This is a genomic window from Flavobacterium sp. 270 (assembly GCF_004368785.1).
Classification (GTDB): Bacteria; Bacteroidota; Bacteroidia; order Flavobacteriales; family Flavobacteriaceae; genus Flavobacterium.
Genome location: NZ_SODM01000003.1, coordinates 772,713 through 787,491, shown reverse-complemented (window position 1 = coordinate 787,491; position 14,779 = coordinate 772,713). Strand labels below are relative to the sequence as shown.

General features: G+C 33.2%; 6 protein-coding genes. 5 read left to right on the top strand and 1 reads right to left on the bottom strand.

The features are described from left to right. Window positions 1-20: 20 nt before the first annotated feature. Window positions 21-614: a hypothetical protein gene (locus EV144_RS14790; RefSeq protein ID WP_134149921.1), complete on the bottom strand. Its 594-nt coding sequence runs from the start codon at window positions 612-614 to the stop codon at window positions 21-23. Between the two features lie 440 nt (window positions 615-1,054). Between EV144_RS14790 and EV144_RS14785 the strand changes: the two genes are divergently transcribed. The 5 genes from EV144_RS14785 to EV144_RS14765 all read left to right on the top strand — a co-directional run bounded on the left by EV144_RS14785 (window position 1,055) and on the right by EV144_RS14765 (window position 14,768). Continuing rightward, window positions 1,055-2,362 carry a hypothetical protein gene (locus EV144_RS14785; RefSeq protein WP_134149920.1) on the top strand — a complete coding sequence of 436 codons (1,308 nt, stop codon included), beginning with the start codon at window positions 1,055-1,057 and terminating at the stop codon, window positions 2,360-2,362. A gap of 601 nt (window positions 2,363-2,963) precedes the next feature. Next, window positions 2,964-5,246: a beta-glucosidase BglX gene (gene bglX, locus EV144_RS14780; protein ID WP_134149919.1), complete on the top strand. Its 2,283-nt coding sequence runs from the start codon at window positions 2,964-2,966 to the stop codon at window positions 5,244-5,246. A 227-nt stretch (window positions 5,247-5,473) separates the two neighbouring features. Further along, entirely contained in the window at window positions 5,474-9,628 is a 4,155-nt protein-coding gene (locus tag EV144_RS14775; protein WP_134149918.1) for a hybrid sensor histidine kinase/response regulator transcription factor, read from the top strand. Between the two features lie 450 nt (window positions 9,629-10,078). Then, a complete protein-coding gene (locus tag EV144_RS14770; RefSeq protein WP_134149917.1) occupies window positions 10,079-13,183 on the top strand; it encodes a SusC/RagA family TonB-linked outer membrane protein in 3,105 nt (1,034 codons plus the stop codon). Window positions 13,184-13,244: 61 nt separating this feature from the next. Then, a complete protein-coding gene (locus EV144_RS14765) occupies window positions 13,245-14,768 on the top strand; it encodes a RagB/SusD family nutrient uptake outer membrane protein (RefSeq protein ID WP_134149916.1) in 1,524 nt (507 codons plus the stop codon). Window positions 14,769-14,779 lie beyond the last annotated feature (11 nt).

The window sequence follows — 14,779 nt, the reverse complement described above, 5'->3', positions numbered from 1 at the left end:
AAAGTTAAAAAGCTGTCGTATTAGACAGCTTTTTTTATACTTATAATTGGTAAATTCGTTCGGTTATGATTTTTAAACCTGGCTTTTCTAATAAGTCTTAACGAATCTCCAATTAAATTTCTGATTTCTAGTAAAGGTCTTTTATTTATATGATGGAAATTGGGAGTTAGTTTCTCTAAATCAGCCTTTACATTAAGGAGTTCGCTTTCAAATTTCTTCAATATAACATTATCTAAAATTAAAGATTTTTTATAATAATATATTGCATTATTAATATCCTCGACCAATCCTGCATAATCTAAAATTGCTTTTTTAGACAAAGCGCGACTGTAATAATTGGAAAACTTTAAAGGATTATATTCTATAGCCTTATCAAAATCTTCAATTGCCGTTTCGTGGCAGTTCATTTTCTGAAGACAGCAAGCTCTCAATTCATAAACTTCGTCTTCAAAACCAGAATCAATTGCATTATTAAAAAACAGCAGTGCATCCTGAAACTGATGCAGCAAAAAAGACTGTTTTCCTTTTTCTATATATTTTTTTCCTTCTGGAATTGTGGTTTCAAAAAAATTAATTTTGAATTTTTTCAACGTTAAACTTATAAACCGCTTCATGATAACTGAATTTAAGATGGTTAGCTATAGGTTGTAAAAATTTGTTTTTTGGGATTTTAAAAATAGTTATTTTACTCTAATACAACAACTTAAATTTACATTTTATTATCACTAAAGAACATTTTACTGTTATTTACTTCTTCTACAATAAGTGTTTTTTCACTACAATATTTACTAAAATATCTCTACAGCTACCATAAATAAACAATCTAAATCTTGTTAACTTTTTGTTAACCATATCGTAATCATGTTTAGATAGTACGATTTCTCTTTTATAGTACTTATAAACAGTAAGAATTATAATTCAAATAGGTTCTATCAATAAAATTTCAGAATAAAGTTTCCAACTGCTGATCATTATTTTTTCTCGGCTGATTATTGCTTAAAAAAGTTATTAAATCAATGAATTAAATAGGTTATAAACAATTAAAACTAGAATTATGAAAAAACAGAATCAAAAAAATGTATTAAGCAAAGTCTTAATTATGGTGTTATCTGCAATTACATTTTCATGTCAGGACACATCTCTTGATGAAGCAGATATCAACTCTACTGTGGTAAAAGAACAGCAAAACATCACAAAAAAAGTCAGTACATCGGCAATTTCTGATTTGGCAAGAAGATGGGCGCCTATTCATTATAAAGATGTTGACGCTACAGGAACTTATGCAGAAGGAGGAAAATCAGATTACCTTACTGCTATAAATTACGATAATGACTGGAATGGCTTAAACAACTGGAACAATCTTCCTGCTTTTGCCAATTCTTTAGCGGCACATTGTTACTATTCAATAGTAGAATCAAATACACACTGGTTTATTACTTACGCTTTCTTTTCTCCAAGAGATTGGACAGATAATCCTCTTTTATACTCTTTAGATCAACATGAAAATGATTTAGAAGGCGTATTAATGATTGTTGAAAAAGATGGTTCTACCTATGGTTCTTTAAAAGGAGCTGTTACAGTAAGTCATTCTGATTTCTTTTCATACGTGCCAGCCGGCAGTTCTTTTGTAAGCGGATTGGAAAGTATTGATGGAACATTACAAATGAGGGATTATAATGGAGAATTGCATCCTGTTACTGCACAAGACGCTAAAGGACACAGTCTTAAAGCATGGCCACAGCATGATATTGACGGAGATGGAATTATTTACTATCCGTCTGCAACCGGAACTGCACAAATACCAGCTGATAATTATGATAATTATGTAGAGTATAAACTGGTTGATATTTTTGAAAGCGGAGGTTTGTGGGATCAACGATTTAACACTCAATTGTTTTCTAGTCCGGGTGGTGGATTTACAGGAAATGATTTTAAAACTGGTGGTGCCAATGCTCCATGGGCATGGAATGATGGAAATGACGCTATCGTACAAGGAGGCGAATTTGCAACTGACCCTGCTAAATTAGCAGATAATTATTTTGATGGTGTAGGTAATTTATCGCGCACTTATATCAACAATAAATACAATGCTGGTGCCGGAGGTATTGTAACACTTTATCAAAATTGCAATTATACGGGTTATGCAATCGCTTTGCCTGCTGGTAATTATACATTGGCTCAGTTAAAATCGTATGGTATCGCAAATGATGATTTGTCATCTGTTCGTTTAGAAAACGGTTACAAAATTACAATGTATCAGAATGATAATTTTGGAGGAGAATCTATTGTAGTAACAGGAAATAATAGTTGTTTAGGAAGTTTTAATGATAAAGCCAGCTCTGTAAAGATTAGTGCGCTGTAAACTGCCTTAGTATTTTTGGATATGCAAACAGCTTAAGATATTCTTGTTTGCATATCCATTTATTGTTGCTATTATTTTAATTTTTTGATGGAATATTGTCTTTTTGTCTTTAAAATCTAAGTGCACCTTATACCATTTTTGCTACAAAAAAGCTAAAGCTATTTTAAAACTTCAGTTATAATAGCTAATTAATTTATATCACTTCTTCAGGCTAAACAAATAAATTTTTCTTCTTTATTATATCACTTCGTTTACTCGGAAATAATGTACTTGCCTAAAAAAATCCTGAAATATTCTAATCATCAGCCATTATACTGAATTTGAAAAAATAAAAACCAGTATAAATAAAATGGTGAATTGTGGCTACCGCCAGTTTACAATATTTTATTCCTTCTGAGATAATAAAATATTTGATTTTAGAGTGTTACAACTGCAGATACAACATTTGTTTCACATAATGCTTCAAATCTGCTGCTTTAATTACCGCTCTAAAACTACATTTACAGCTGTAAATTTCAACTGTTTTCATACTTTTTGACTTTTAAATTCTACAACTTACTATTTCAATAAATCTAACATCAACCACATATAAACAAAAAACATGATTAAAAAATATGCATTATTATTAATAATCGTTTCTGCAAATGGTTATTCCCAAGCGAAAAAACATCTTGATCCTAAAAAACCAATTGAGGAACGAATTTCACTTCTAATGAAAGAAATGACTTTAGAGGAAAAAGTCGGTCAAATGAACCAATACAACGGTTTTTGGGATGTTACAGGACCTGCACCAAAAGGCGGAACAGCCGAATTAAAATATGAACATTTACGAAAAGGATTAGTCGGTTCGATGCTTACCGTTCGTGGAGTAAAAGAAGTTCGTGCCGTACAGAAAATTGCGGTTGAAGAAACCCGATTGGGAATTCCGCTTATTATTGGTTTTGACGTAATACACGGTTATAAAACGTTAAGTCCGATTCCGCTGGCAGAAGCGGCGAGCTGGGATTTAGAGGCGATTAAAAAATCGGCATCTATTGCAGCAGATGAAGCTTCGGCATCTGGAATAAACTGGACTTTTGGGCCAAATGTAGACGTTGCAAACGACGCGCGATGGGGACGTGTGATGGAAGGCGCAGGAGAAGATCCGTATTTAGGAAGTAAAGTAGGTTACGCAAGAGTAAAAGGTTTTCAAGGAGAAACGGTTGCCGATCTTGCAAAAGTAAATACTATTGCAGCCTGTGCGAAACACTTTGCTGCTTATGGATTTGTTGAAGCCGGATTGGAATATAATATTGTAGATATCAGCAATTCTAAATTGTATAATTCGGTTTTGCCTCCGTTTGAAGCGACTGTAGATGCAGGAGTTCGTACGTTTATGAATTCATTTAATACTTTGAATGGTGTTCCTGCAACTGGAAATGCCTTTTTGCAAAGAGATATTTTAAAAGGAAAATGGAAGTTTAACGGTTTTGTGATTTCGGATTACGCTTCTATCCGCGAAATGATCGCTCACGGTTACGCAAAAGATGAAGCAGATGCTACAGCAAAAGCGGTAATTGCAGGTTCTGATATGGATATGGAATCGTATCTGTATGTTGCAAAATTGGTCGATTTGGTAAAATCTGGAAAAGTAAAAGAAAGTTTGGTTGATGATGCCGTTCGCAGAATTCTTAGAGTGAAATTTGAATTAGGATTATTTGATGATCCGTATAGATATTGCGACGAAAAACGTGAGAAAGAAGTTGTTGGAAGCAAAGCTAATAACGACGGAGTTTTGGATATGGCGAAAAAGTCAATTGTACTTTTAAAGAACGAAAAGAATTTGTTACCACTAAAGAAATCCGGACAAAAAATCGCTTTGATCGGAGCTTTGGCAAACGATAAAAACAGTCCGCTTGGAAGTTGGAGAATTGCAGCAGATGATAATACTGCCATTTCGGTTTTAGAAGGAATGCAGCAATACAAAGACAATAAACTGACTTTTGAGAAAGGAGCAGATTTACTTTCGCAAAAAGCAACTTTCTTAACTGAAACTGTTTTCAATACAACTGATAGAAGCGGATTTGAAGCAGCAAAAACAGCCGCAAAAAATGCCGATGTTGTGGTAATGGTTTTAGGAGAATATGGTTTTCAAAGCGGTGAAGCACGCAGTAGAACCGATTTAAATCTTCCAGGATTGCAACAGGAAATATTAGAAGAAATTTATAAAGTGAACCCAAATGTAGTTTTAGTTTTAAATAACGGTCGTCCGTTGTCAATTCCGTGGGCTGCAGAAAATATCCCTGCAATTGTAGAAGCGTGGCAATTAGGAACTCAGACCGGAAATGCCGTTGCTCAGGTTTTATACGGAGATTATAATCCGAGTGGGAAACTACCAATGTCGTTCCCTAGAAATGTGGGCCAGGTTCCGATTTATTACAACAAATACAGCACAGGAAGACCAATTGACAGTGATAAAAATGTTTTCTGGTCACATTATATGGATGTCGAGAAAACGCCTCAGTTTCCGTTTGGTTTTGGATTGAGTTATACTAAATTTGATTACAAAAACTTAAAATTGAATAAAGCCGCTTTCGCTAAAGGAGAAAAAGTTGAAGTTTCGGTTGAAGTAACAAACTCTGGAAATTATGATGGAAAAGAGGTTGTACAATTGTATATTCATGATGAATTTGCAAGCATCGTTCGACCAATAAAAGAATTAAAAGGTTTTGAATTAGTGAATTTAAAAAAAGGAGAAACTAAAACCGTAACTTTTACTTTGACTGATAAAGAACTTGGTTTTTATGATAATAACGGAAATTATTTAGTAGAACCGGGAACTTTTAAAATTATGGTTGGCTGGAATTCTAATGAAGGTCTTACCGACAGTTTTGAATTAAAATAAACATGAGATTTAAAATAAATCCTTTCAGAAACTAGGATTTATTTTAAACAATTCTACAACCTGAGTACGATTAATTCTTTCGGAATTTTAATTGTACTCAGGTTTTTGGCAATATGTAAATTGAGATCAAAATATAAGCATTACATTTAGTAATATTGTTTTACAATCGCTTAAACCAAAACCACTTCAAATTTTATTTTCAAAAAAAGTTGATCAATACTATGGAAATGAGAAATATAAAATATATCCTTTTATGCTGTTTTACAGTTATAAATAGTCTGTTTTCACAAGCTAAGTTTGACAACTACCAATTTAGAAGCATACAGGAAACCACTTCAAAAAGGGCCATTTCATCTATAATTCAGGATAACGATGGCTTTATCTGGATCGGAACAAGCGGTGCAGGTTTGTACCGTTATGATGGTGTAAATTATTTTGGGTACGGATACAATAAAAAACCAGGTTCTGTAAACAGCAATTTTATTTATACGACTTTTATTGACTCCAATAATAATTTATGGGTTGGTACCGATGAAGGCTTGTGTTTATACAATAGAGAGCTGGATAATTTTACTAAAATTAATATTGAGGATGCCATTACAAAAGGTTATGATCAGCCTATTACGGTAAAAACAATCATCGAGGATAATAATGGCAACTTAATTCTTGGCTCGTATGGTTTTGGATTATTCAAACTTAATATTAAGACTTTAAAATCTTCTTTAGTTCACTCAGACTTATTAAGCAAGCCCAATATATTAGTGAAATGTTTCGTTAAAAATAAGCAGGGAATTATCTATGTAGGAACTAGTTATGGTCTTTTGGAGATTGACCTGACGGGGAAGATAAAACAAGTATATAAAGATAAATTTAAACGAGAACCTTTATTAGAAGATACCGAAACTATCATTATAGATAAATTTGGCTATCTGTGGCTTGGAACAACTGAAAATGGCCTGATAAAAATTAAACCGGAAACAGACAATTATCAATTTGAAAATTTTCCTATTACCAAAAACAAAATTTTATCAATTGTACAAAGCAGCATGGATTACATCGTCTGCGGTACTGAAAATGATGGATTGTTGGTCGTAAATTATAAAGGACAGCTGCTGCAAAAATACCTGCACAGTAAGTATGATAATTTCAGCTTAAAATCTAATTCTGTATGGTCTTTGTTTGAAGACAAAGAAAAACGCCTTTGGCTGGGATATTTTAATAAAGGTCTCGGCGTATTTGACAAACCTAACAACAAATTCAATTCGCTGGAATCAATCGTAAATAACGATAATTCACTACAGACCAGTTATGTAACTTCTGTAATAAAAGATAAAAAAGGCAATTTATTGATTAGTAATGAAGGCGGCGGGCTTGATATTTATAATCTAAACGATAAACGCTACATTCATGTTAACAAAAACAACCAGAATTATTATGCTGGTTTAGATGCGGTAGATATCCAGACGATATTTATAGACAGTAAAGAAAATATATGGATCGGAAGCTGGGATCGCGGTATCTATTTTTTGAAAAACGGAACAACCAGATTCATAAACTACAACACCGCAAATACAGAGGCATTAAAATCGAATCGTATTTTTAGTTTTTCTGAAGATTCAAGCGGCAGAATCTGGATTGGAACTTTTATAAAAGGACTGCATTATTATGATAACAAAAGCAGCAAATTTGTTCATTGTGACTCTAAACCCTTTGCAGACAATACACTGGATAATGCTTTTATTCGTAAAGTTTTTGTAGACTCAGACAATGTGCTATGGGTAGGAACCATTTTAGGGTTATATCAGGTCAATTTAAAAGGCGACTCAGGTTTTAAAGTAACCAATATGCGCAATGCAATGTTCAGTGACGCAACAAAATACAACAGTATTCAAACTATACTATCCATTTATGAGACTAACGATAAAACAATCTGGATAGGCACAGACGGCGAAGGTTTGTTTAGTTACAATAAAAAAAATAAGCATTTTTCAGATTACAATAATTTTCCCGGATATAAAGAAAAATCCGTTCGTGCAATCATTTCAGATAATAACGGCTCTCTATGGATAAGCGGCGGCTCTGGATTGACAAAGCTTGATTTTAAAAATAAAAAAAGCACCAATTTTAATACTGACGATGGTCTGGTTGACAACGATTTTAATAATAATGCAGCTTTTAAAGATGGGAATGGAGAATTGTATTTTGGCAGTTACGAGGGTGTAAATTATTTTAATCCGAATGAAATTAAAAAATCAGAAAAAGCGCCAAAGCTCTACTTCAGTGATTTCAAATTATTCAACCGCTCTGTCAAGCCAAATGAAGATTCGTCGCCATTAACCAAAGTAATTTCTCAGACAAAAGAAATTGTTCTTAACTATACACAGTCGGTTTTTACGATTGAATATGTGGGAATTAATTATAATAATGCCAAAAAAAATCAATATGCCTATTATCTGCAAGGTTTTGAAAATGACTGGAATTATGTTGGTAATAAAAGAACTGCAACCTATACAAATCTGGCGCCCGGAAATTATATTTTTAAAGTAAAATCTGCCAATGCAGACGGTTCCTGGAGCAACGTTCAATTAGAACTAAAAATAGAAATATTACCTCCGTGGTGGAAAACTTTCTGGGCTTATTTACTTTATCTGTCTATTCTTATTTTCGTGATATTTTATCTTAATAAAATCTATCAAAATCGTTTTAAAGCCAAACAGGCCATCATTTTAGAAAAAGAAAAATCAATTCAGTTAGAGAAATTAAACAATAAGAAACTGCAGTTTTTTACCAATATTTCGCATGAATTCAGAACACCGCTTACACTAATTATTAATCCTTTGGAAGATATATTGCGAAGCAAGAAAATATCACCGGAAATACATAATAAACTAAAAATAGTACACAAAAGCTCAGACAGGCTTTCCAGGCTTATCAATGAGCTTATGGATTTTAATAAATTAGAGTTTAACAAAATTTCACTTCAGGCTAAGAAAATTGAAGTCATCGCTTTTACACAAGGAATTATCGGCTATTTTGATGAAGAAGCTGCTGCGCGAAATATCACTGTTAATTTTGAATCGCCGCTTGATGAACTTGAAGACTGGCTGGATCCTAAAATGTTAGAAAAAGTGCTGTTTAATATCATTTCAAATGCATTTAAATTTACTCCCGATAATGGTGCTATCACTATTGCTGTAGACAAATCAGCTGCAGACAACGAACTGTTGATTAACGGAAATAAAGTGCCTTCATTTTCAATAACAATTACAGATACCGGCTCGGGAATCCGCAAAAAAGATTTGAATAGAATTTTTGACCGGTTTTATCAGGTTAATAATGTAAATAAGGATTATTATGGCAGTACGGGAATTGGTTTAGAGGTTGTAAAAGAATTTATTGAACTTCATAAAGGAAAAATTGATGTTGAAAGCGAAGTCGGACAAGGCACACAATTTAAGATAACATTTCCTTTAGGTAAATCCTTTTATAAGAAAAGTGAAATTATTAATGAAGTTTTTAAAATAGAAAAAACTAAAAACAATTTCTTATTTGATTCTGCTGATACTCAATTAGAAGAAGATGATTTTGCCGATCAAATTACAGAAAGCCTTGTCGTTGAAACTGCAAAATCCTATACAGTATTGATTGTTGAAGATAATCCTGAATTAAGAAATTATCTAAAACAGGAACTAAGTAAATCGTATAAGGTTATTGTTGCCGAAAATGGCCAGAAAGGTTACGATCTTGCTGTGCAAAAATTACCCGATTTAATCATTACAGATGTTATTATGCCGGTAATGGATGGACTGCAGTTGTGCAAAAACATAAAAGGAGATTTAAAAACAAGTCACATTCCGTTGTTAATGCTGTCTGCAAAAGCAATGGTAAAAGACCGCTTAGAAGGCATCGATTCTGGTGCTGATATCTATTTAAGTAAACCATTTGAATTGGATATTTTAAAATCTAGTCTGGCACAGCTTATTACTAGCAGACAAATCATGTTTAAGAAATTTTACAGGGGAATTACAAAACTTGGAAAAGAAAAAACAACGTCGCTGGATAATGATTTCATTCAAAAAATTCTACACTTTATTAATGAAAATATCAGTGAACCTGAATTGACCGTAGAGTTATTATCTTCTAAAATATTCTTAAGCAGAAGTCAGCTGTATCGAAAAATAAAAACTTTGACTGGTGTTTCTGTTAATGAATTTATTAGAAATGTACGATTAGAAAGAGCCAAACAATTAATAGAACAGGGAAACAATAATATTAATGAAATAAGCTATAAAGTTGGCTTTACTTCTCCCTCCTATTTTGCAAAATGTTATAAAATCAAATATGGCCACTTGCCTACTCAGGAAAAAAGAACAAAGGAATAAAGCACCAAAAACTGTCGTGAAAAGACTATAATTACTTCCAGAAAGAGCTTCGATTTAACATCGGAGCTCTTTTTTTTGAGGTAAATTTTTCTTTCAAAGCAATCTTTTAGATTCGTTTATAAAATTCAGATATTAAAAAATATTATCATTTTTTTTAAACAAATACTATTTTTTCTCATTTATTTCTAGCAATACCTCATTTTCTTGTTTTAAAGAATTATCTGCCTTTTTTGAAGGTAAGGCTTATATGAGCCTTTTTTTTGCATCATCTGTTGCACAATATGCATCATCTGTTCTACAATAGCACCCCTCTACATTTTACTTTCGTTAAGAAATATTTAAGAAAAAGAAATCTTTTCTAAACTCCAAAAAATGAGTCATCAAAGATGCTTCTATTAAATATTTCTCAACCAAGATTACTAATTATTTAAACTCTAACAAACCAATTTTATGCAGAAAAAAACATTAAAAAAACTATTGTGTTTAATAGTACTTATGTGGGGGAATTTTTTCTTTGCGCAGACTGTTAAAGGTAAAGTAACATCGGGCGGTGTAAGTCTGCCAGGTGTCAGCGTACTAGTACAAGGAACAAAAAACGGAACAGCAACCGATTTTGACGGTAGTTTTGTTTTAAATAATGTAGAACCACAAGCTATACTTCTTTTTAGTTATGTGGGTTATCGAAATTTATCATTGCCGGCAAATACAAAATCACCGATGCAGGTAAGCATGGTTAATGATCTCGAAAAATTAAATGAAGTTGTTGTAATTGGATATGGAACTTCTAAAAGAAAAGATATAAATGGAGCTGTTTCTTCTATTAAAGCTTCTGATATTCAAGACAAACCTTTCACCTCTTTAGATCAGGCTTTGGTAGGAAAAGCTGCCGGTGTAAATGTTACTCAAAATTCAGGTACTCCCGGAGGAGGAATTTCTGTTCAAATTAGAGGGATTACTTCTATTAATGGAAATGAACCTTTGTATGTTATTGATGGAACTCCGGTTTTTGCAGACAAAAATAATGACTCGTTTTCATTTAGCGCTTTAGGCGGCGGAAACGGACAAACTAAAAACTCTGCCTTGTCTGGTTTAAATATTTCAGACATCGAAACTATTGATATCTTAAAAGATGCATCGGCAACGGCAATCTATGGATCTAATGGTGCAAATGGTGTTGTTTTAATTACAACCAAAAAAGGAAAAAAAGGAAAATCAAAGTTTACATACGAGACTTATTTAGGCACTCAGGAAGTAACAAATTCTGTTGATGTTTTAAACTTACCGCAATATGCTGCGTATCAAACAAAAATTTTCAAATTAAACGGCGAGCCTGTTCCCTATCAATATCAAAAACCAAATTTATTGGGGAATGGAACAAACTGGCAGGATGAGCTTTTTAGATCGGCAACAATGTACAATCATCAATTGTCTTTTTCCGGCGAAAAAGAAGGAACTCGTTACTATACTTCCTTAAACTATTTTGATCAGGAAGGGGTTGTTTTAAATTCAGATTTTAACCGATTATCTATGCGTTTAAATGTAGATTCTAATGTGAAGTCCTGGCTAAAGATTGGGAACAATTTATCCGTAAGTCATTCGTCACAGCAAGTAGTAAGAAACGATGACAGAGGTGGTTTGGTTATGAACACTTTAAGACAGTCTCCAGAATTACCGGTTAGATATGCAGACGGTTCTTTTGCAGGACCAATAAGCGGTTTAGGATCTTCGGCAAATGAGGCTACTAACCCAATCGCATTATCAGAATACAATAATGCTACTACAGAAAGATTTAAAATTAATGGTAATTTATTTGCCGATTTTACGCTTATCAAAGGTTTGGTTTTTAGATCAGAATTAGGATATGATTTAAACTTTTCAAAAAGCAGTTCTTTTGCCCCAAAGTATACTTTAGGAAATGTGTCTGAACTTTTAAATAAATCCTTCAAACAGCAAGACCAAAGTTACTATTGGAACATTAAAAATTACCTAACGTATAATAAAACGATAAATGAGAAACACAATTTTACTTTCTTATTAGGTCAGGAAGCACAGGAAAGCCGTTATGAATATTTAAGCGGTTACAGAACCGGTGAGTTTTTAAACAGGGATTTTACCAATTTAAACATCGGTGATATTGATACTGCTCTTAACGGAAATGGTTCTGGAAGATGGTCTATGGCATCTTATATTTCGAGATTAAATTATAGTTTTTCTGATAGATATTCGTTCTCTGCTTCTTTAAGAGCAGATGCTTCTTCAAACTTTGGACCTAATAACAAATGGGGTTATTTCCCATCATTTTCGGGTGGATGGACAGTAAGCAACGAAAAGTTTTTTGAGCCTTTATCAGGTACTGTAAATTATTTAAAATTTAGAGCGGGTTATGGTGCAGTAGGAAATCAAAACATTCCGGCAAACCGATACCAGACAATTCTATCTTTACTTTCGTCTCCATTTGGCGGTGTATCTCCAACAATTGACAATTTAGGTAATCCGGATATTAAGTGGGAGTCGCTAAAGTCTTTTAATGCCGGTTTTGAATTGGGAATGTTTAACAACCGAATTAAATTAGATGCTGATTATTATGTTAAAAATTCTTCTAACTTTTTGACAAAACAAATCAACGATGAATCTAATCAAAGTGCACTTAACTACTATTTAAATACAGGCGAAATTGTTACCAAAGGAATTGAACTTTCATTAAATACAAGAAATATTGTTACTGATAATTTTACATGGGACAGTACTATTATTTTCTCAAAATATAATAATGAGCTGACTAGTTTTCAGGGTGAAGGAAAATCGCTTTTAGGAAAAGTACAATTTGATTTATATACAGTTACCAGAACTACAGAAGGACAACCGGTAGGACAATTTTATGGCTATGTTACTGATGGATTATTTAAAAATGCTGCCGAACTGGCCGCAGGACCAACTCAGGAAGCTGGAACTGGAATTGGAGATATTCGATTTAAAGATCTTAATGGTGATGGAAAAATTGATGCTAAAGATCAGGCCGCTATCGGAAGTGCAATTCCAGACTTTACCTATTCATTCACTAATAATTTTAAATATAAAAACCTTAGTCTGTCTGTTGTATTAACAGGAAGTCAGGGTAACGAGATTTACAATTTTACACGTCATTATACTGATGGTATTTACCCAGGATTTGGAGATCGATATGCCAATGTAACTACAAGAGCATTAAACTCTTTTGAGGCGGGAGTAAACGAAAACACAAATGAACCGAGGATTTCACTTACTGACCCAAATGGTAACGGAAGGATTTCAAATCGATTTGTAGAAGATGGTTCTTATTTAAGAATTCAAAACGTTTCGTTGAGCTATGATCTGCCAAACAAAATATTCGAAAATTCTATTATTTCTAAAGTTAGATTGTACGTAAATGTTCAAAATTTATACACGTTTACAAAATATTCCGGATTTGATCCTGCGCTTGGAAATTTAGATCAAAACATTACCCTTAGCGGTATTGATTTAGGACGTTATCCTGTACCAAGAACAACTTCTGTAGGACTGAATTTAGAATTCTAAAATTTTCAACAAAAACACATTTAACACAATGATTTACAATCATTAACATAAAATATTAGTTATGAAAAAACTTTTTAAACTTTTTATGATGGGAATGCTCATACCATTGCTTTCCTTGTTTTCCTGTTCAGATGATTTTTTGGATGCACCATCTGAAAATCAATTAACACCGGGCGATTTACCGGAAGGAGTTACTGCTTTTGATGGAATAGCCGAGAGTTTATATTTTAAGCCATGGTTTACTTTTAATGATAAATTCTTAATTGCTGTTGGGGATATGTATGCCGGCAACGCTTTTACATTTGATGGTGCTTATGCGCAGTTTAAAGATGCACAGGTAACCTCACAAAATCCAATCTTAACAGAAGGATATGTTTCATTGTTTTCGGTTATTGACCAGTCAAACAATTTAATGAGTTTAGTTGAGGATCGAAAAAGCGAACTTCCTGAAGCATCTTATAAAAATGCTATTGCGATATCAAGATTTATGAGAGCAAATGCCTATTTCTATCTGGTAAGAACTTTTGGTGCTGTTCCTATAATTAGCAAAGCGGGTTCTGCGGCACAGCCAAAAAGAAATCTTGTTGCCGATGTTTATAAATTTATAAAACTGGATTTAGAATATGCTGTGGCAAATTTACCTGAAACTTCTGCAAAGAAAGGATATGTAAATAAAACGGTAGCAATGGGTATACTGGCAAAAGTGCATTTAACTCTAAATGAATATGCAGCCTGTGCCGATTTAACCCAAAAAATTATCGGACAGCAATATTCTTTAATTCAGGATTACGGAAATTTATTTAGCAGTCCGGAAAACAACAACAGCAAAGAAAGTATGTTTGCCCTGCAATGGAAAGCTATTGCTACAGAATGGGGAACACAAAATACAAATCAGGCCTATATTGTTCCCGGAGGCACCGGAATAACAGGCGGTGGTGACGGCTGGGGAGTTTACCTTCCTTCTATCTCTTTGCAAAATGGTTTTGAACCAAAGGATACGAGAAAGAAAAATACGATCATGACCGATGGCGATTTTTACCCTGAATTATTAAAAAATCAAGGAGGTTTTCTTTATAAAAAAATATACTCGTCTACTGCAGCTAATTTTAGAAAATACATTGTAGGTTCTGCTGCCGAAAGAAACGATGTGTTCTTTATGAGAACTTCTCAAAACACGATTATATTACGATATTCTGATATTTTATTAATGAATGCTGAAGCGATTTTGGCAGGAGCAAGTTCTACTACTTCATCAGTAGCTTTAAGTTCTTTTAATGAAGTAAGATCTAGAGCTGGATTATCTCCTAAAACGATACTTACAAGAGATGATTTGTTTAATGAAAGAAGGGTTGAATTTGCACTTGAAGGACAATATTTCTTTGATTTAAAACGTCGCGGTATAGCCGAAGCAACAGCTATTATTTCGCAACAGGAAGTTGGTTTTTATTCAGACGATGCGAGAACAGATTTAATTTCCAGAAAAATAACTCCGGGAAGCAATTATTTCGAATTACCATTGCCACAGTCTGCAATTGATACGAATCCATCTTTATTAGAACCTCCGGTTCCTTTTAACTTCAATTAATTTTTATAACT